This window comes from Nocardia sp. CDC519 (assembly GCF_059509835.1).
Genome location: NZ_CM183377.1, coordinates 2156033 through 2176094, shown reverse-complemented (window position 1 = coordinate 2176094; position 20062 = coordinate 2156033). Strand labels below are relative to the sequence as shown.

17 protein-coding genes are annotated in these 20062 nt (G+C 68.7%); 3 read left to right on the top strand and 14 right to left on the bottom strand.

Annotated elements, in window-relative coordinates:
* Positions 1-30 precede the first annotated feature (30 nt).
* The 3 genes from AC5W7N_RS09665 to ftsY form a co-directional block, all read right to left on the bottom strand.
* Positions 31-369, bottom strand: coding sequence for a P-II family nitrogen regulator (locus AC5W7N_RS09665; protein WP_014352094.1), 339 nt, complete (start codon positions 367-369; stop codon positions 31-33).
* Between the two features lie 4 nt (positions 370-373).
* Positions 374-1672, bottom strand: a complete 1299-nt coding sequence (locus tag AC5W7N_RS09660) for an ammonium transporter (protein WP_178127650.1) — start codon at positions 1670-1672, stop codon at positions 374-376.
* Between the two features lie 357 nt (positions 1673-2029).
* Positions 2030-3559: a signal recognition particle-docking protein FtsY gene (ftsY, locus tag AC5W7N_RS09655; protein WP_194990574.1), complete on the bottom strand. Its 1530-nt coding sequence runs from the start codon at positions 3557-3559 to the stop codon at positions 2030-2032.
* 130 nt (positions 3560-3689) lie between these two features.
* Between ftsY and AC5W7N_RS09650 the strand changes: the two genes are divergently transcribed.
* The gene (locus AC5W7N_RS09650; RefSeq protein WP_036538374.1) at positions 3690-4079 is read left to right on the top strand and encodes a DUF2237 family protein; all 390 of its coding nucleotides are present in this window, start codon (positions 3690-3692) and stop codon (positions 4077-4079) included.
* Between the two features lie 71 nt (positions 4080-4150).
* Here AC5W7N_RS09650 and AC5W7N_RS09645 read toward each other — a convergent pair whose 3' ends face one another.
* The 11 genes from AC5W7N_RS09645 to AC5W7N_RS09595 all read right to left on the bottom strand — a co-directional run bounded on the left by AC5W7N_RS09645 (position 4151) and on the right by AC5W7N_RS09595 (position 15768).
* Positions 4151-4393, bottom strand: a complete 243-nt coding sequence (locus AC5W7N_RS09645; protein ID WP_163811639.1) for a FitA-like ribbon-helix-helix domain-containing protein — start codon at positions 4391-4393, stop codon at positions 4151-4153.
* Positions 4394-4471: 78 nt separating this feature from the next.
* On the bottom strand, positions 4472-8188 hold the full coding sequence (smc, locus tag AC5W7N_RS09640) for a chromosome segregation protein SMC (protein WP_495923551.1): 3717 nt from the start codon (positions 8186-8188) through the stop codon (positions 4472-4474).
* Positions 8189-8392: 204 nt separating this feature from the next.
* Positions 8393-8812 (bottom strand): DUF1707 SHOCT-like domain-containing protein, encoded by a 420-nt coding sequence (locus AC5W7N_RS09635; RefSeq protein WP_163811637.1) that lies wholly within the window; start codon positions 8810-8812, stop codon positions 8393-8395.
* Between the two features lie 130 nt (positions 8813-8942).
* On the bottom strand, positions 8943-9392 hold the full coding sequence (locus AC5W7N_RS09630) for a DUF350 domain-containing protein (RefSeq protein WP_163811635.1): 450 nt from the start codon (positions 9390-9392) through the stop codon (positions 8943-8945).
* A 50-nt stretch (positions 9393-9442) separates the two neighbouring features.
* On the bottom strand, positions 9443-10609 hold the full coding sequence (locus AC5W7N_RS09625) for a glutathionylspermidine synthase family protein (RefSeq protein WP_194990571.1): 1167 nt from the start codon (positions 10607-10609) through the stop codon (positions 9443-9445).
* A complete protein-coding gene (locus tag AC5W7N_RS09620; protein ID WP_228815117.1) occupies positions 10609-11352 on the bottom strand; it encodes a hypothetical protein in 744 nt (247 codons plus the stop codon). Before AC5W7N_RS09620 ends, AC5W7N_RS09625 begins: the two co-directional genes overlap by 1 nt.
* A gap of 27 nt (positions 11353-11379) precedes the next feature.
* Entirely contained in the window at positions 11380-11664 is a 285-nt protein-coding gene (locus AC5W7N_RS09615; RefSeq protein ID WP_163811631.1) for an acylphosphatase, read from the bottom strand.
* Complete coding sequence (locus AC5W7N_RS09610; protein ID WP_495923550.1) at positions 11664-12164, bottom strand: OsmC family protein; 501 nt, start codon at positions 12162-12164, stop codon at positions 11664-11666. The genes AC5W7N_RS09615 and AC5W7N_RS09610 overlap by 1 nt, the downstream gene beginning before the upstream one ends.
* A gap of 64 nt (positions 12165-12228) precedes the next feature.
* Positions 12229-12936 (bottom strand): response regulator, encoded by a 708-nt coding sequence (locus AC5W7N_RS09605; protein WP_163811627.1) that lies wholly within the window; start codon positions 12934-12936, stop codon positions 12229-12231.
* A gap of 64 nt (positions 12937-13000) precedes the next feature.
* Positions 13001-15616: an ATP-binding protein gene (locus AC5W7N_RS09600; RefSeq protein ID WP_195007018.1), complete on the bottom strand. Its 2616-nt coding sequence runs from the start codon at positions 15614-15616 to the stop codon at positions 13001-13003.
* Positions 15613-15768 (bottom strand): hypothetical protein, encoded by a 156-nt coding sequence (locus tag AC5W7N_RS09595; RefSeq protein ID WP_194991478.1) that lies wholly within the window; start codon positions 15766-15768, stop codon positions 15613-15615. The genes AC5W7N_RS09600 and AC5W7N_RS09595 overlap by 4 nt, the downstream gene beginning before the upstream one ends.
* A gap of 460 nt (positions 15769-16228) precedes the next feature.
* Here AC5W7N_RS09595 and kdpA point away from each other — a divergent pair, with 460 nt between their 5' ends.
* Together kdpA and kdpB are read left to right on the top strand one after the other, a co-directional pair.
* Positions 16229-17899 carry a potassium-transporting ATPase subunit KdpA gene (kdpA, locus tag AC5W7N_RS09590; protein ID WP_495923549.1) on the top strand — a complete coding sequence of 557 codons (1671 nt, stop codon included), beginning with the start codon at positions 16229-16231 and terminating at the stop codon, positions 17897-17899.
* Entirely contained in the window at positions 17899-20046 is a 2148-nt protein-coding gene (gene kdpB / locus AC5W7N_RS09585; protein WP_495923548.1) for a potassium-transporting ATPase subunit KdpB, read from the top strand. Before kdpA ends, kdpB begins: the two co-directional genes overlap by 1 nt.
* Positions 20047-20062 lie beyond the last annotated feature (16 nt).

Genomic DNA, 20062 nt, shown 5'->3' with positions numbered 1-20062 from the left:
AGCGGGGCCGCCGCTCGATTCGACTTCCCGCTACAGCGCGTCGGTGCCGCGCTCGCCGGTACGGACCCGGATGATCGTCTCGACCGGGGTCACCCAGACCTTGCCGTCGCCGATCTTGCCGGTGCGCGACGCCTCGACGATCACCTCGACGACCTTGTCCACCGAGGCGTCATCCACGACGACCTCGACCCGAACCTTCGGCACGAAATCCACCGAGTACTCCGCACCGCGGTAGACCTCGGTGTGCCCCTTCTGCCGGCCGTAACCCTGCACCTCGCTCACGGTCATGCCCAGCACGCCCGCCTGCTCGAGACCGGTCTTCACGTCCTCCAGCGTGAACGGTTTCACGATTGCGGTGATCAGTTTCATGTCGTCATGCCTCCTTGACGGCCGAACGTGCCGTGCCACCCACAGCAGCGAAATCGTATGCGGTTTCCGCGTGCTCGGACTCGTCCATGCCGACGAACTCGCCCTCGTCGTCGGCACGCAGGCCGATCGTGAACTTGATCAGGTAGGCGATGACGGCCGTGGCGACCAGCGAGTAGGCCAGCACCGTGAACGCACCGACGGCCTGCAGCTTCAACTGCTCGATGCCACCACCGTAGAACAGACCCTTCACCGCCGCGGGCGCTTCCGGCGCCGCGACCAGGCCGACCATCAGGGTGCCGAGCAGACCACCGACCAGGTGCACGCCCACCACGTCGAGCGAATCGTCGAAGCCGAAGCGGAACTTCAGCCCGACGGCCAGGGCGCACAACGCGCCGGCGACGATGCCGATGGCGAGGGCACCGACGACGTTGACCGAATGGCAGGCGGGGGTGATGGCGACCAGACCGGCCACGATGCCCGAGGCCGCACCCAGCGAGGTGGGCTTGCCGTCACGGATCTTCTCCACCACCAGCCAGGCCAGCAGCGCCGCACCGGTGGCGACGACGGTGGTCAGGAAGGCGGCGCCGGCGATGCCGTTGGAGCCCACCGCGGAACCGGCGTTGAAGCCGAACCAGCCGAACCACAGCAGACCGGCGCCGAGCATGACGAAGGGCAGGTTGTGCGGACGGAACGGGGTCTTGGGCCAGCCCTTGCGCTTGCCGAGCACGATCGCGAGCACCAGGCCCGCCGCGCCGGCGTTGATGTGCACGGCGGTACCGCCGGCGAAGTCGATCGCCTTCAGGTTGTTGGCGATCCAGCCACCGGCCTCGGCGGTGACGCCGTCGAAGGCGAAGACCCAGTGCGCGACCGGGAAGTAGACGACGGTGGCCCAGATGCCGGCGAAGATCAGCCAGGCACTGAACTTCATGCGGTCGGCGACCGCACCCGAGATGAGGGCGACGGTGATGATCGCGAACATGGCCTGGAAGGCGACGAACACCGTCAGCGGGATGGTGCCCGCCAGCGGGATCGCGGCCTCGGCGCCGGACTCGGCGTCGGCCAGGTACGCACCACCGAAGATCTGCTTCAGCCCGAAGTACTGACCGGGATCACCGATGAGGTTGGCCTTGTCGTCACCGAAGGTGACCGAGAAGCCGTAGAGCGCCCATAGGACGGCGACCAGGCCCATGGCGCTGATGCTCATCATGATCATGTTCAGCACGTTCTTGGAGCGGACCATGCCGCCGTAGAAGAACGCGAGTCCGGGTGTCATCAGCAGCACGAGTGCTGAACTTGCCAGCATCCATGCGGTGTCACCGGCGTCCGGCGCGCCGATTACGGGAAATGCCACCTTAATGTCCTCCTCATCTCGGGCCCCGCCGATTCCGGCGAAATGGACCTGCACAGAAGGTTGCTCATTCGGTGTTTCATCCGTGCCGCCCCCGTGTTTCACCTACGTGAACGGATGGCGCCCCCGTGTTGCTACCACGTTTCCAACTGTGCACAGGAGGTTTCCCCGAGGCTGTGAGCGGCGTGTCGAAGCAGCGAACCCGCAGCTAACAGGGGGTATCGGAGCGAGAAGGCAGGATCGGCGCGGCGGTCGGCGCGCCGCCCCGGTCCGGATCGGGCGGCGCTCGATCCGGACCGCGGTGTAGCGGAGTCAGCCGAGCAGCGCGTCGACGAATGCTCCGGGCTCGAACGGCGCCAGATCATCGGCCCCTTCACCGAGACCGACGAGCTTGACCGGCACGCCGAGCTCGTGCTGCACCTGGAAGACGATGCCGCCCTTGGCGGTGCCGTCGAGCTTGGTGAGCACCACGCCGGTGATGTCGACGACCTCGGCGAACACCCTGGCCTGCATGAGTCCGTTCTGGCCGACGGTGGCGTCGAGGACCAGCAGCACCTCGTCGACCGCGGCCTTCTTCTCCACGACTCGTTTGACCTTGCCGAGCTCGTCCATCAGGCCGGTCTTGGTGTGCAGGCGCCCGGCGGTGTCGATGAGCACCGCGTCCACGCCGCGTTCGATTCCTGCGGCGACGGCGTCGAAGGCGACCGCGGCCGGGTCGGCTCCTTCTTTACCGCGCACGGTGTCGGCGCCGACCCGTTCGCCCCAGGTCTGCAGCTGGTCGGCGGCGGCCGCGCGGAAGGTGTCGGCGGCGCCGAGCAGCACCCGGCGCCCGTCGGCCACCAGCACGCGGGCCAGTTTGCCGGTGGTGGTGGTCTTTCCGGTGCCGTTCACACCGACGACCAGCAGGATCGACGGATGATCCGGATGCGGCAGCGCCCGCACCGAACGGTCGAGCTCCGGGCGCAGCGCCTCCACCAGCACGTCACGCAGCACCGCGCGCGCCTGATCGGTGGTGCGCACGCTGCGCGCGGCCATCTCCTCGCGCAGCCGCTGCACCACGGCGGCCGTGCTCGCGGTGCCGAGGTCGGCCAGCACCAGGGTGTCTTCGACCTCCTCCCAGGAATCCTCGTCTAGGTCGCCGCCGCCGAGCAGGCCGAGCAGGCTCTTGCCCACCGCGTTCTGCGACCGCGACAGGCGGCCACGCAGCCGGACCAGGCGGCCCGCGGTGGGTTCGATCTCCTCGAGGGCGGGCGCGGGTTCGGCCTCGGCGACGGTGTCGGGGACGGCCGGGGCCTCCGGTGCCGCGTCGGCGGGAGGGGCGGTGTCGGCGGCGGCGGTGTCGGTCGGCGCGGCGTCGGGGGCCGTCTCCGGGACGACGATCTCCGGCGCGGCCTGTTCGGCGGGCGCAGCCGTCACGTCGGTGGTGTCGGCCGTCTTGGCCGATTCCGCTTCCGGCGCCACCGTCTCGGGCGCCTCGGCGGTGGTCGCGTCGCCCGCGGGCGCTTCGGCCAGGTCGGTCGGTTCGGGCAGCGGCACATTGGTGATCCCGCGCCGCGGCGCGTCGCGCGGAATCGCCGCGTCGTCGCCGATGTGTGGCTGGCCCTCGGTGTCGGTGCGTTCGGCGGGCAGCGGCTCGGGCCGGGTGGCGGTGGCGGTGCCGCCCTGGCTGAAACTGAAGCCCCCTGAGGCCTTATAGCCGCCGGACTTGTCGGTCAGCTCCTTGTCTTCGGTCGGCGCCGTCAGCGATACCCGCCCGCTGCGATACCGGACGAATCCGACAACGAGCGCGACGAGTACGACGGCGGCGATAGCCGCGATCAGAATCCAGGCTTCGGAACTCACGCCGACCATCCTTGCAGAACGAGTTCTCGCCGGTCATCGACCCGCCCGGAGCAGGTCAGTCGTCCAGACACAGCCCGTGAGATTTCTTGTCCTGCGGAACTTCTCGCGGCGTGCCAATAGGATCGGCGACGTGACCGATCGAAACGTGCTTGGGGGTCCGCTCGAAGAGTGCGGCACCGATCCTCTGACCGGCTTCTACCGTGACGGCTGCTGCAGCACCGGCCCGGAGGATCTGGGCAGTCATACCGTGTGCACGGTCGTCACGACCGAGTTTCTGGAACACCAGGCTTCGATCGGCAACGACCTGAGCACCCCGCGCCCGGAGAACAATTTTCCCGGCCTGCAGCCAGGGGACCGGTGGTGTGTGGTGGCGGTGCGGTGGCTGCACGCGCACGAGGACGGTGTCGCCGCACCGGTGGTGCTCGCGGCCACCCATGAGAACGCCCTGGAAGTGATCTCGATGGACATCTTGCGCAAATACGCCGTCGATGTCCCCGACGACGTCAGCGACCTGCTGTGAGCGGGTGAACACCGATCCGGCGACCCGCCGCGCGCGGGCCGCCGGTGTGGTCGATGGTTCGTACCGAAGTGCTAGCAGTCCTCGAATTCGCGCCGCAGATCCTCCACGACCCGGTCCGGGTCCTCACCGGGCAGCGGGTTGGCGGCCAGCGCCTTGCGGATGTCTTCCAGCGCTTCGACGCGGTACTGCCTGCGCGCCGAGGCGATCAGCTGCTCGCGGATGTGTTCTTCCAGTGACAGCCCGGCGGCCGCCGCCCGCTGTCGGAGTACCTCGGCATCGTCGTCGGGAATGTCGCGCACTTCGATGGTGACCATGCCGACGACGATAGTGGCGCGGACTCACTCGCGCCGGTCGTGTTCACGCCTCCCGACCGGCACTCGGAGCACCGCGTCTCAGCTCGCCGACGCACCCACCGGGGCCAGGTTCTGCCCGCGCATCCGCTGCGAGATCACCTGGGTGATGCCGTCACCGCGCATGCTGACGCCGTAGAGCGCATCGGCGATCTCCATGGTGGGCTTCTGGTGGGTGATGACGATCAGCTGGCTCTTCTCCCGTAGTTGTTCGAACAGCCCGATCAGCCGGCGCAGGTTGGTGTCGTCGAGGGCGGCCTCCACCTCGTCCATCACATAGAACGGCGAGGGACGCGCCCGGAAGATCGACACCAGCAACGCGACCGCCGTCAGTGACTTCTCGCCACCGGAGAGCAGCGACAGCCGTTTGACCTTCTTGCCCGGCGGACGGGCCTCCACCTCGATGCCGGTGGTCAGCATGTCCGAGGGGTCGGTGAGCAGCAGCCTGCCCTCGCCGCCGGGGAAGAGCTTGGCGAACACCTGCACGAACTCACGCTCCACATCGGCGTAGGCGTCGGTGAAGACCTGCAGGATGCGGGCATCGACCTCCGCGACCACATCCAGCAGGTCCTTGCGCGCGCTCTTGACGTCCTCGAGCTGGGTCGCCAAGAAGTTGTAGCGCTCTTCGAGCGCCGCGAACTCTTCCAGCGCAAGCGGATTCACCTTGCCGAGGGTGGCCAGATCCTTTTCCGCGCGTTTGGCCCTGCGCTCCTGGCTCGCGCGATCGAACGGCATCGGTGCGGGCGGTGTCACGTCCTCGCCGCGTTCCTTGGCCTGTTCGTACTCCTGCCATTCCAGCGCCGACGGCGGCAGCGGGACGTCGGGGCCGTACTCGGCGATGAGATCGCCGAGGGCGATGCCGAACTGTTCGACGATGGTGGCCTCGAGCTGTTCGATCCGCAGCGCGGCCTGTGCCTTGGCCACTTCGTCGCGGTGCACGGCGTCGGTGAGCTGGGCCAGCTGTGCGGTCAGGGCACGCACCCGCTCTTTGATCTGATCCACCTGGGCGGCGCATTCGGTGCGCCGACGCACCAGCTCGTCACGGCGGGCCGCGGCTTGGGCGACCACACCCTCCAGCTCCGCGGCCACCTTCGCGCCCGATTCGGCGACCGCGGCGGCCACCGCGGCGGCCTGTTTGCGGGCGGCTTGGGCTCGTTCGGCGCGGGCGCGGGTCTCGCGTTCGGCGCGGGCCGCCCGGCGCAGGCCGTCGGCTTTACCGCGCACCGATTCGGCGCGCTCCTCGGCGGTGCGCACGGCCAGGCGGGCCTCCACCTCCATCGAACGGGCCTCGGCGAGCGCCGCGGCGGCTTCCTCGCGGGCCCGGCCGGCGGCCTCGGTGCTCGCGGCACCGAGGCCGTCGTCGTCGATGCCGGATTGTTCGAGTTCGGCGTGGCGCAGCCGGTCCTCGAGTTCGGCGAGCGAGGCGAGCGCCTTCTCCCTGCCGTCTTCGGCTTCGGCGCGCTGAGCGGTGAGCCGGTCGATGTCGGCGTGCGCGCTCCGGGCGGTGTGGCCGAGTCTGCCGAGCCGCTCATAGATCGCGACCAGGGCTTGATCGGATTCGTGCAGGGCCATCAGCGCGTGATCGACGGCGTCCTTGCGATCGGCTTGTTCGGCGAGCGCGCCGGCCAGGGCGGCCTCTAGCTCCTCGGCCCGGCGCTTGGCCGCGATCAATTCGGCTTCGGCGGCGTCGATATCGGCCTGGATCTCGAGCTGGCTCGGTGCGCGGTCGGATCCGCCGAGCACCCATCCGGTGCCCGCGAGATCGCCGTCGGTGGTCACCGCCCGCAGCTGCGGGCGCGCCGCGAGCAGTTCGGCGGCGGCGGCGAGATCCTCGACCACGACGACGTCGGCGGTGAGTGCGGCGACGGCGGCGTGCACGGCATCGGCGCAGTCGACCACAGCACCGAGCCACCGCGCGCCCGCGGGGAGCGTCCCTCCGCCGGCCTCGGCGGCGGTGCGAGCGGGCCTGCGCTCACCGGTCGAGTCGGCGCCCTCTCCGGTCGATCCGGCGGCCTCGGCGCTCGCATCGGCGGATCCGGCCCGCGCCGCACCCGTGCCGAAAACCAGCGCGGCCCGGCCCCCGTCGGCGGCCTTGAGTGCCTGCACCGCGGCATAGGCGGTACTGCCGGAAGCAGCGGCGACGGCATCGGCGAGCGGTCCGAGCACGGCGGCAACGGCTGCCTCGAATCCGGGATGTACCCGGATCAACGTCGACAGCGGGCCCAGCAGATCCGCGCCGTGATGTTCGGTGAGCCAGCCCGCACCGTCACGACGCGCCAGGTTCATGCCGAGCGCTTCGATCCTCGCCGTGAGCGAGGCGACCCGCTTGCCGGCGTCGCGATCCTGTTCGCGCAGTTCGTCGACGCGCTGATCGGCCAGTTTCAATGCCTGCACGGCATGTTCGTGTTGAGCGTCCAGGCCCGCCTCACCGGCGTCGAGATCGTCGAGTTCGGCTTGCACCGCATCGAATTCCTCCTGGGCGGCCTCACCGCGCTGCCTGGCCTCGGCGATGGCCACCGACAACCGGGAGATCTCGGCGTCCACCGATTGCGCCCGGGTGCGCAGGGTGTCGACCTGCCCGGACAGCCGCGCCAGCCCCTCGCGCCGGTCGGCGATGGCCCGGACGGCGGCCAGATGGGCCTGCTCGGCGGCTTTGGCGGCGTGTTCGCGTTCGGCGAGTGCGTCGCGGGCCGCCTCGAGCGTTTCGGCGGCCATCTCCACCGCTTCGCGCAGTTCGGCCTCCTCGGCTTCCACACGATCGGCTTCGGCGTCGAGCTGATCGGGGTCGCGGCCGGTGCCCACGGGGGCGCTGGTGTCCAGATGACGGGCCCGGTCGCCGGCGATGCGGATGGTCGCGTTGACCCGTTCGGCCAGCGCCGACAGCTGGAACCACAGCTGAGCGGCGGCCTCGGCGCTCGGGGTGAGCTTGCCGAGCTGGAATTCCTGCTGGGCGAGTGCGGCGTTGGCGGCGTCCAGTTCGGACTGCACGGTGATCTGCTGTTCGCGCGCGTATGCCTCTTTGCTCTGCTGGCTTTCCAGCTCGCGGCGCCTGGTCACCAGGTCGTCGGCGGCCAGGCGCAGCCGGGCATCACGCAGGTCGGCCTGCACGGTCTGGGCGCGCCGGGCGACCTCGGCCTGCCTGCCGAGCGGTTTGAGCTGACGGCGCAGTTCGGTGGTCAGGTCGGTGAGCCGGGCCAGATTGGCCTGCATGGCGTCGAGCTTGCGTACCGCTTTTTCTTTGCGTTTGCGATGCTTGAGCACGCCGGCGGCCTCTTCGATGAACGCGCGCCGGTCCTCCGGGCGCGATTCCAGGATCGCCGAGAGCTGGCCCTGACCCACGATGACGTGCATTTCCCGGCCGATGCCGGAGTCGCTGAGCAGCTCCTGCACGTCCATCAATCGGCAGGAGCTGCCATTGATCTCGTACTCACCGGCGCCGTCGCGGAACATCCGCCGGGTGATGGAGACCTCGGCGTAATCGATGGGCAGCGCGCCGTCGGAATTGTCGATGGTCAGCGTGACCTCGGCGCGGCCGAGCGCGGCCCGGCCCGCGGTACCCGCGAAGATGACGTCCTGCATCTTGCCGCCGCGCAGCGCTTTGGCACCCTGCTCGCCCATCACCCAGGTGAGCGCGTCGACGACATTGGATTTCCCGGACCCGTTCGGACCGACCACACAGGTGATCCCCGGCTCGAACCGCAGCGTCGTCGCGGACGCGAAGGACTTGAACCCTTTCAACGTCAAGCTCTTCAGATGCAAATCCGGCGACCTTTCCGTGTACTGCCGTGGAGAGCACTGGCCCGGCACCGCCCCGTCGTATCCGGCGACCAGTCATGGTAGCCGCCCGCGACGGAGCGCGGTCCACCCCAGGCTAATCACCGGCCGCCGAATCCCCGGCATTTCACCGGCGGCGCCGGGCCGCCGAAGCGGCAGTACAGCACACCGGCAGCATCCGCTGCCCGGTCAGGCCGAGCGGCAGGACCGCCCGGATTCGAATCCGGTGAGCGCGCGGAAAGCGAGCACCGCACCCCATGGTCCGATCACCCAGATCGGCCACGGGTAGGTGAATTCGCCGGCTGCCAGCGAGATGGTGCCCCAGATGACCAGCACCAGCACGCTGACCGACACCCAGGAGGCGGCTTCGATGCGCTGCCAGATCGGAATGCGTGGCCGCTGCGGCTGCTCGGCGCGCACCTTCGGCAGCTTCGGCAGGTCCGAGAGCACCAGGGCGAGGTCATCGCGGGTGGTGGTGGCCCACACCGTCGCCACGCGCTGGTCGTACTCGGCGAGGTCGAGCCTGCCGTCGGCGAGATGCCTGCTCAGCAACTCCGCGGTCTGGGCGCGTTCGGCGTCGGAAGCGCGGGTACCCGGCGAGATGTCCATAGCTGCTCCTCATGACAGGGCCCGCATGCGAACGATCGAGCCACATTCCACTGTGGAATACGCACCTAGAATGCGCCTTCCACAGTGGAATGTCAAGGGTCGCCGCGACGACCCGAGCCGTCAGCTGCGATCAGAGAATGGCGAAGGCGACGACCAGACCCAGCGCGAAATGCGCGGCCGCCACGATCAGCGCTTCGATGGCGAACCGGTCCGCGTGCATGACCGCACCGATATCGATGCCGATCGCCTTCTCCACCACCCGCACCGAGACGATCTGCGCGATGATGCCGACCAGCCCGAAGACCGCCGCCGCGATCAAACCCTCCAGCAGCCTGCCACCCGCCGAGAAGATCGCGAGGACCACGATGAACGCCATGCTGATCATGCCCGCGGCGGTCACCACGATGGCATTGGGCCTGCCCTCCGCCACCAGTGCCCGCAGCCGGCCAGGAGTGGTGAGATCGATGCCGTAGAAGCCGATCACCATCAGCACCAAGCCGACGACGGCGTAGAGCAGGATGGCCCCCACGCCGTCCGCCAGCGAACTCCAGTAGCTCGAATCGAGGGCCAGAGCGGTCATCGTGATCCTTCCGAGGGACGTCGAATGCGAGCGCGGTGCGCCCACGCAATCTATTCGGTGCTGATCCGATGCGGTACGAAGGCAGCGCCGTCGTCGGTGATCAGGCCCGCGGTCTCCCGGATACCTAGTCCCGCCGCTTCGTCGCCGACCACCCAGGTACCCAGCACCGGACGCATGTCATCGAAGACGGGCAGCGGATCGAGCAGTTGGTAGACGTAACCTTCCTCGCCGTACACCCCGCCGGTGGCGGTTTCCAGACCGGCACCGACGATCGTCATATTCGCGCCCTCGCGGCCGAGCTTGGGTTTGCGGATGTATTCGGTGAGCTCATTCGGCTGATCGAGATAGGCGGGCAACAGGTTCGGGTGGCCGGGATACATCTCCCACAGCACGGCCAAAATCGCCTTGTTGCTGAGCAGGGTCTTCCACAGCGGTTCGATCCATGCGGTCTCGGGCAGCGAGTCGACCACTCGCTTACCGAATTCGTCGTCGAGCACCCATTCCCACGGATACAGCTTGAAGATCGCCTCGATCGGCGCCTCGGCCAGATCCACGAACCGGTCCAGTTCGGTGTCGTAACCGACTTCCTCGATGGGCAGTGCGATGGTGTCGAAGCCGGCCTCGGCGGCGGTTTCCTGCATGTAGGCGGTGGTGACGTTGTCCTCGCCGGTGGCGTCGGCACCGGACCAGGTGAAGTGCAGATGCGCACCGGGCAGCGCGTCGCGCAGGTCAGTCCAGCGTTGCACCAGCTTTTCGTGCAGCGAATTCCATTGATCCCCACCGGGATAGCGATCGGTGAGCCAATGCCACTGCACGATCGCCGCTTCCAGCAGTGAGGTCGGGGTGTCGGCGTTGTACTCGAGCAGCTTGGCCGGGCGCCGCGCGTCGTAGCGCAGGTCGAAGCGGCCGTAGACATACGGGTCGCCACGACGCCAGGATTCGGCGATCGGCCCCCAACTCCATTCGGGCAGGCCGAAATCGCCGAAGCGCTCGGTGAGCACGACGTGTTCCACGGCGTGCAGGCACATCGAATGCAGCAGTTCGACATCGGCTTCCAGCGCGAGGATCTCGTCCATCTCGAACTCGTAGTGCACCGATTCGTCCCAGTACGGCCGCGGGTTACCGCTGGCGTCGCGGCCCGGCGCACCATAGACGAGGCCCTGGTCCTCGGTGATCTGCTGCCAGCCGGGACGCGGGGTGTCGCGGACCCGCCGCATCAGGAACCTCCGCCCGATTTGCTGCCGAGGCCACCGCGCTGGATGACGGTGCCGCTCTTGGTGGTGATCTCCGCGCCCTTGGGTTTGACCGTGGTTCCGCCGGTGGGCGGTTGGCCGACGGTGTTGTTGCCGCCGTAGTAATAGCGGTACTGCATGCCGTTGTAGATGAAGATCCCGCCGACGCCGGCATGGCCTGCCGAGCTCGCCCGGCCGCAGCGATCGTCCTCGACCACGGTCTCCTTGCCGTTGTCGTCGATGACGGTGCAGTAGGCGGTGACCCGGTCCGGCGCGGCCACCGCCCGGTAGGCCAGATAACCGCCGCCGACCAGGGCCGCCACGCCGACCACAGCGGCGCCGCCGATCATCACGCGCTTGCGGGTGCGCCGAGCCGCTTCCTCGCGGGCGGCCGCGGCCTGCGCCTCGGCCTCGGCCTTCCTGCGGGCTTTGTCCCTGGCCCGGGCCTCGGCCACAGTGGGAGGGCGCGGCTGGGTCACGCCGGGTTCCTGGCGGCTGATGCTGCCGGGACGGGGAGCCGGGCCGGGCGACGGCTGCGGTCCCGACGGCTTGGACAGCGAAGGCCGCCCGGACTCCGGGTGGTCGGAGTGCTGCTCCGGCCCCGGGCGGCCGGGTTCCGGCTGAGCGGGCGGCTGCGACGGTTCCGGCATCCCGGACGGGCCCTGCTCGGCGTCACCGCCCGCACGCCCGTCCTCGGGTCCGCCCGCAGTATTCGGAGTGTCGCTCATCTATGCTCTCCTCCCCGCCCGGTCGATCTAGCGCTCCTCGAATCCGTTCAGATCGCCGCGCGCGGGCTCCCAGTTCTCCACCACCAGGGTGACACGGCCGGGTGTTTCGCCGCCGCGAAGCAGCGCCAGCAGTCGTTCGCAGGCGGCTTTCGGACCCTCCGCGACGACGTGCACCCGCCCGTCGCGGGCATTGGTTGCGTGCCCGGTGAGGCCGAGTTCCAATGCGCGCGAACGGGTCCACCAGCGAAAGCCCACGCCCTGCACCAGGCCGTGCACCCACGCGCTGAGGCGAACCTGCGGATCGTCCGGCATCAGTCGGCGGTGTCGATATCGAACGACAGGGTGACGTTGGTGCCCGCCTTCAGGGTGCGCCCGACGGTGCACACCTTGTCGATGGCGCGCTGCACGGTGACCAGCAGCCGCTCACGAGCTTCGGGGTCGAGTTCGCTGAGGTCGAGTTCGAAGACCTCGTCGAGCTGCGGGTAGACCTCGTTCTCGCGATCGGCGGCACCCGAGACGCGGATGGTGGCGTCGTAGTTGTCGCCGAGCCGGCGCGAGAGCGGGAAGTCCGAGCTGAGCCCGGAGCAGGCGGCGAGCGCGATCTTCAGCAGCTCACCCGGGGTGAACACGCCCGGCACGTTCTCCGATCCGATCAGCACCTCGGCCCCGCGCGAGCTGCGGCCGGTGTAGCGCCGGGTGCCGGTGCGCTCGACCCACAGGGTGGTCGATCCGGGTGCGGCGTTGTTCGTGGACGCGGTGGTGCCCACGGGTGCGGCGGTGTCGGTCACGGGTGCGGCGGTGTGTTCAGCCATGGGCACGATCCTGCCATCTCGGTTCGGGGGCGATGCACGCCTGCCAACATCGGGGCCCGCGCGCTCATTCCTGGAAGCGGTAGCCCATACCCGCTTCGGTGAGCAGATGCTTGGGCCGCGAGGGATCGTCTTCGAGCTTGCGCCGCAGCTGAGCGAGGTAGACGCGTAGATAGTGGGTCTCGGTGGCATAGGACGGACCCCACACCTCGCGCAGCAGTTCACGCCGCCCCACCAGCTTGCCGCGATGGCGCACCAGCATCTCCAGCATGCCCCATTCGGTGGGCGTCAGATGCACGTCGGCGCCGTTCTTGGTGACCTTCTTCGCCGCGAGGTCGACGGTGAAGGAGGCGGTCACCACCACCGGGTCGCCGGAGTCGCCGTCGGTGGCGCCGCGCCGCACGGCCGCGCGCAGCCGTGCCAGCAGTTCGTCCATGCCGAACGGCTTGGTGACGTAGTCGTCGGCGCCGGCGTCGAGCGCCTCGACCTTGTCGGAGGAGTCGGTGCGCGCCGACAGCACGATCACCGGCGCCGAGGTCCAGCCGCGCAGGCCGGCCAGCACATCGATGCCGTCCATATCCGGCAGCCCGAGGTCGAGGATCACCACATCCGGATGCCGGTCCGCGGCCACCCGCAGCGCGGCCGTCCCGGTGCCCGCGGTGAAGACCTCGTATCCGCGCACGGACAGGTTGATGCGCAGGGCACGCACGATCTGCGGTTCGTCGTCGACCACCAGAACCTTGGTGGCGATCGCGTCGGGCAACTTGTCGGTCATCGCGCTTCCTGGTCGAGTCGGAGGCACCGGGAGCCCCGGTGCGTGCGGACGGCGGCGGTGCTGCTCACGTCACCTCGGCGCGGTCGCTGCCCTGGGCCGGATCGTCGCCGCGCGATCGGCCCGCCGCGTCCATTGTCGCCGGGCGCGCACCGGGAGCGTCGCTGTCGCGCACCGCGTGCTGCGCCGGGGCCGCGTCCTCGCCGGCCGGCAGTTCGACGAGCATGGTCAGCCCACCACCGGGCGTCGGTTCGGCATGCACCGTGCCACCCATCGCTTCGACGAATCCACGCACCACCGACAGCCCGAGCCCGACGCCGGTGGTGTTGTCCCGGTCGCCGAGCCGCTGGAACGGTTCGAACAGCTGCTCTTCGGCGCCGGCCGGTATGCCAGGCCCGATATCGACCACGGCGATGGCGACCTTGCCGCCGTCGCGTTCGGCGGTGATCCGGATCGGTGTACCAGGGGTGGAGTGGCGCAGTGCGTTGTCGATGAGGTTGGCCAGGACCCGTTCGAGCAGGCCGCCGTCGGCGCGCACCGACAGGGCGTCCACCTCGACCTCGACCCGGTCCATCGCCGCCCGTCGCAGCCCGCGCGCACCCATGCCGACGCCGACGAGCGCGCGATGCACCACCTCGTCCAGATACACCTGCCGCAGCTGCGGCGAGACCACCCCGACCGCCAGCCGCGAGGAATCCAGCAGGTTGCCGACCAGCGCGGTGAGCTGGTCCACCGATTCCTCCACGGTCTCCAGCAGTTCCGCGGTGTCCTCGGGCGAGAACTCGACGTCATCGGAGCGCAGGCTCGACACCGCCGCCTTCGCTCCCGCCAGCGGGGTGCGCAGGTCGTGGCTGACCGCCGACAACAGCGCTCGCCGCAGCCGGTCGGCTTCCAGCAGTGCCGCCGCCGCGCCCGCTTCCTCGGCCAGCCGCGCCTGCCGTACCAGTCCGACGGCCTGATTGGCCACCGCGGTCAGCACCGGGCGGTCCCCGGCGGCCAGTGGGTGCCCGGCCAGCAACAACCGGTGCACCGTATCGCCGGCTTCGATGGTGGTGTCGGCCTGATCCGGGTGGGCGGGTGGCTCGGCGCCTACGGCGGCCAGCACCTGCTCCCCCGCGACCAGCGCCACCGCCCGCATGCCGTAGGTCTCCCTGACCTGTTCCAGCAGCTTCGGCAGATCCGCGCCGTGCAGCACCGCACCGGCGAAGACGGTCAGCAGCTCGGCCTGCCGGGAAGCCTTGCGTGCCTGCCTGCTTCGTGCGGCCGCCCGGTCCACCAGCGCGGCCATCGCCACCGCGACGATGAGCAGTACCGCGATGGTGAAAATACTGTCGGGTTCGTTGACGGTGAGGCTGTAGCGCGGTTCAGCGAAAAACCAGTTCAGCAGCACACCCGACAGCAACGCCGACATCGCGGCGGGCAACACACCGCCCAGCAGCGACACCAGCACCACCGCGACGAAGAACATCGCGCTGAGCCCACCCAATTCGAGCGCGCCGTCGAGGAACCAGGCACCGATCGCACACACCAGCACCGGCACGACCAGCGCTGCCAGCCAGGCCCAGACCGGGCGCCGCAGCATGGCCCTGGACCTGCGCAAGCCCCGGTTGGCTTCCTCATGGGTCACCATGTGGACGTCGATCTTGCCGGACTGCTGCACCACCGCGGAGCCGATGCCCTCGTCGAAGATGCGCGCCCAGCGGGAACGACGTGAGGTGCCGAGCACGAGCTGGGTGGCATTGACCTCGCGGGCGAATTCCAGCAGCGCCGCGGGCACGTCCTCGCCGGTCACGGTGTGCAGCGACGCGTCGAGGCTGGCCGCGAGTTCGCGCAACCTGGCCAGCCGCGCGGTCGATACCCCGGCCAGGCCGTCACCGCGCACCACATGCACCACGACCAGATCGGCGCTGGACTTGGTTGCGATCCGGCCGGCCCGCCGCACGATGGTCTCCGATTCCGGACCGCCGGTCACCGCGACCACCACCCGCTCGCGGGCCTCCCACAGTTCGGTGATCCGGTGATCGGCCCGGTATTTGGCCAGCGCGGCGTCGACCTGATCGGCCAGCCACAGCAGTGCCAGTTCCCGCAGCGCGGTGAGGTTGCCCGGCCGGAAGTAGTTGCGCAGCGCGGCGTCGACCTTCTCGGCGGCGTAGACGTTGCCGTGCGACATCCTGCGGCGCAGCGCCTCCGGGGTGATATCGACCAGTTCGACCTGTTCGGCGCCGCGCACCACCGCGTCCGGCACGGTTTCGCGCTGCTGGATGCCGGTGATCTGCTCGACGACGTCATTGAGGCTTTCCAAATGCTGCACATTGACCGTGGAGATCACGTCGATGCCGGCATCGAGCAGTTCCTCGATGTCCTGCCAGCGTTTCTCGTTCGTGCTGCCCGGTGCGTTGGTGTGGGCGAGCTCGTCGACCAGCACCACCGCGGGCGCGCGGCGCAGCACCGCCGCGACGTCGAGTTCCTGGAATGCGGTGCCACGGTATTCGATGATCTTCGGCGGAATCCGCTCGATGCCGTCCAGCAACGCGGCGGTCTTGGCGCGGCCATGGGTTTCGACGACGGCGGCCACCACATCGCGGCCGCGTTCCAGCCGCCGGTGCGCTTCGCCGAGCATGGCGTAGGTCTTGCCGACTCCCGGCGCGGCGCCCAGGTAGATCCGCAGATGCCCGCGCTTCACTCGTCCATCATCGCGCGTGGCGCCCGCGCTGCTCGGGCGGGGCGCACACGCAGCACCCGCAGGTGGCGGCCTTCCTGTCGCAGGCTGATCATGCGAAGGATCAGCGCACAACAGAGGAAGCCGAAAACGACCGCAACGGTCACAGCCGACACGAGGACTCCTTCCACAACCTGTGCACCGGTCGCGTGCGGGATTCCGACTGGCCGGTGTCCCACTTCTACCGCGCGTTTCGGGCGCGAGCCGCGTCTTTACGGTCTCCTTACGGCCTGGCCGTCGTCTTTGACAGCTTCCTTCCGGGTGACCGGATGAGGTGGTGTCAACAGAGCGCAAAAGCCCAGCCTATCGGCGCCAAGAAGTCGTAAGGAAAGGCCTCGAGGACCCTGCTGGGCGCTTGACTCGATCTCCGGCGCGCTTCACCAACGAAGCGCGAAGGAGGTCTGCAACTGATGTCTGTGGTGGTGTACGCCGTGCTGACGATCGCGCTCTTCGCGATTCTCGGCCTGATCCAGCGAGGGGTGGAGCGGCTGTGATCGCCAATCTCGTCGGCCTGGTGCTCGCTGTCGCGGTGGCCGGGTTCATGGTGGCCGCGCTGCTGTTCCCGGAGAGGTTCTAGTGAATACCACTACCGCGGGGATCGTGTTCGTCGTGTCCCTGATCGTCGCGCTGGCGCTGGTGCACGTGCCGCTCGGCGATTACATGTATCGCGTCTACAACGGCACCAGGCATTCGCGCTTCGAGCGCGGAGTGTATCGCCTGATCGGGGTGCAGCCGGAGGTCGAGCAGACCTGGCCGGTGTACGCGCGCAGCGTGCTCGCGTTCTCCGCGGTCGGTGTGCTGCTGCTGTTCGGATTCCAGCTGGTCCAGGGCGTGCTGCCATGGCATCTGAACGATCCGGGCACCGAGATGACCCCGGCGCTGGCCTGGAACACCGCGGTCAGCTTCGTCACCAATACCAACTGGCAGAACTACTCCGGTGAATCGACGCAGGGCCATCTGGTGCAGGTGGCGGGTCTTGCGGTGCAGAACTTCGTCTCCGCGGCCGTCGGTATGGCGGTAGCGGTGGCGCTGGTGCGCGGATTCGCCCGCAGGCACACCGGTGATCTGGGCAATTTCTGGGTCGATCTGGTGCGCGGCACGCTGCGCATCCTGCTGCCGATCGCGTTCGTCTCGGCGATCGTGCTGATCGCCGGCGGCGCGATCCAGAATTTCCACGTGCACGATCAGCTCGCGCAGACGATCGCGGGCGGCGAGCAGACCATTCCCGGCGGTCCGGTGGCCGGCCAGGAGGTCATCAAGGAACTCGGCACCAACGGCGGCGGCTTCTACAACGCCAATTCCTCGCATCCGTTCGAGAATCCGGCCACCTGGACCAACTGGCTGGAGATCTTCCTGATCCTGGTGATCAGCTTCTCGCTGCCGCGCACCTTCGGGCGCATGGTCGGCAGCCGCAAGCAGGGTTATGCGATCGTGGCGGTGATGGGCACGATCGCGCTCGCGAGCGTGACGCTGACCAATCTGTTCCAGCTCCAGCACCACGGCACCGTTCCGACGGCGATCGGGGCGTCGATGGAGGGTGTGGAACAGCGCTTCGGCGTAGCGAATTCGGCCACCTTCGCGGCGTCGACCACGTTGACCTCGACCGGTGCGGTGAACTCCTTCCACGATTCCTACACCAGCCTCGGCGGCCTGATGACCATGTTCAACATGCAGCTCGGCGAGGTCGCGCCGGGCGGAGTGGGCGCAGGCCTGTACGGCATGCTCATCCTTGCGGTGATCACGGTGTTCGTGGCCGGGCTGATGGTCGGGCGCACACCGGAATACCTCGGCAAGAAGATCACGCCGCGCGAAATCAAGCTGGCCGCAGCGTATTTCCTGGTGAGCCCGCTGATCGTGCTGGTGGGCACGGCGCTCGCGATGGCGATGCCGGGACAACGCGCGAGCATGCTCAACGCGGGGCCGCACGGATTCTCGGAAGTGCTCTACGCGTTCACCTCCGCCGCCAACAACAACGGCTCGGCCTTCGCCGGCCTCACCGGCAACACCGAGTGGTACAACACCGCACTCGGTCTCGCCATGCTGTTCGGCCGGTTCCTGCCGATCATTCTCGTGCTCGCGCTCGCCGGTGCACTGGCCCGCCAGGGCAGCACCCCCGCCTCGATCGGCACGCTGCCGACCCACCGTCCGCAATTCGTCGGAATGGTCGCCGGGGTGACGCTGATCCTGGTCGCGCTCACCTTCCTGCCCGCCCTCGCGCTCGGGCCGCTCGCCGAAGGAATCCACTGATGACCACCTCTGTCACCGAAACCCCCGGCCCCGCTCCGGCCCCGACCGCGAAACGCGCGGTGCCGCGCGGTGTGCTCGACCCGGGGCTGCTGCTGTCCTCGCTGCCCGAAGCACTGCGCAAACTCGATCCACGGACGATGTGGCGCAATCCGGTCATGCTGATCGTCGAGGTGGGCGCGGTCTGGTCGACCGTGCTCGCGCTCGCGGACCCGAGTTTCTTCGGCTGGGCCATCGTGGCGTGGTTGTGGCTGACCGTGCTGTTCGCCAATCTCGCCGAAGCCGTCGCCGAAGGGCGCGGCAAGGCGCAGGCCGATACGCTGCGCAAGGCCAAAACCGATACCGTCGCCCGCCGGTTGCCGGGCTGGACGCCCGGTGCCCGGGTCACCGAGGAGCGGGTCGCCGCACCGCAGCTGCGCCGCGGCGATTACGTGGTGGTCGAGGCGGGTGAGGTGATTCCCGGCGACGGCGACGTCGTCGAAGGCATCGCCTCGGTGGACGAATCGGCCATCACCGGCGAATCCGCGCCCGTCATCCGGGAATCCGGCGGCGACCGTTCGGCGGTCACCGGCGGCACCACGGTGCTGTCGGATCGCATTGTCGTCGAGATCACCCAGGAACCGGGCGCGAGCTTCATCGACAAGATGATCGCGCTGGTCGAGGGCGCGAGCAGGCAGAAGACGCCGAACGAGATCGCGCTGAACATCCTGCTCGCCGCGTTGACGATCATCTTCGTGTTCGCGGTGGCGACCTTGCAGCCGATGGCGATCTTCGCCAAGTCGAACAATCCGGGCGTTCCCGACAGCGCGGCGCTGGACGCGCACGGGATCACCGGGATCGTGCTGGTGTCGCTGCTGGTCTGCCTGATTCCCACCACCATCGGTGCACTGCTGTCGGCCATCGGGATCGCGGGCATGGACCGGCTGGTACAGCGCAATGTGCTGGCCATGTCCGGACGCGCGGTGGAGGCGGCAGGCGATGTGAACACACTGCTGCTGGACAAGACCGGCACCATCACTCTCGGTAATCGGCAGGCCGCGGATTTCGTCGCGATGCCAGGCGTCTCCGCCGACGCGCTCGCCGATGCCGCGCAGCTGTCCAGCCTCGCCGACGAGACGCCGGAGGGCCGCTCGATCGTCGTGTTCACCAAGCAGGCCTACGGTAAACGCGAACGCACGCCCGGTGAGCTGACCGGGGCGAGCTGGGTGGAGTTCACCGCGCAGACCCGCATGTCGGGCGTGGATCTCGCCGACGGGCGCAGCCTGCGCAAGGGTGCGGCGTCGGCGGTGACCGAATGGGTTCGGGGCCATGGTGGTTCGGTTCCCGACGAGGTCGGCGCGATCGTCGACGGCATTTCCGCCTCCGGTGGCACACCGCTGGTGGTGGGCGAGCTCGCCGGCGGCCAGGCCCGCCTGCTCGGCGTGATCCATCTCAAGGACGTGGTCAAGCATGGCATGCGGGAACGTTTCGACGAGATGCGCCGGATGGGCATCCGCACGGTGATGATCACCGGCGACAATCCGCTCACCGCCAAGGTCATCGCCGACGAGGCAGGCGTGGACGATTTCCTCGCCGAGGCCACCCCGGAGGACAAACTCGCGCTGATCAAGAAGGAGCAGGACGGCGGCAGGCTGGTGGCCATGACCGGTGACGGCACCAACGACGCCCCTGCGCTGGCCCAAGCCGATGTGGGACTGGCGATGAACACCGGCACCTCGGCCGCCAAGGAAGCCGGCAATATGGTCGATCTGGATTCGGATCCGACCAAACTGATCGAGATCGTGGAGATCGGCAAGCAGCTGCTCATCACCCGCGGCGCGCTGACGACCTTCTCCATCTCCAACGACATCGCCAAGTACTTCGCGATCATTCCGGCGCTGTTCGTCTCGCTGTTCCCCGGCTTGGACGCGCTCAACATCATGCGGCTGGCGAGTCCGCAGTCGGCGATCCTGTCGGCGGTCATCTTCAACGCCCTGGTGATCGTCGCGTTGATTCCACTGGCGTTGCGCGGGGTGAAGTACCGGCCGAGCAATGCTTCCGCACTGTTGAGCCGCAACCTGCTGGTCTATGGCCTCGGCGGCATCATCGCGCCGTTCGCCGGCATCAAACTCATCGACCTCGTGGTCCACCTCTTCCCCGGGATGTCCTGATATGTCTGTGTTCTCG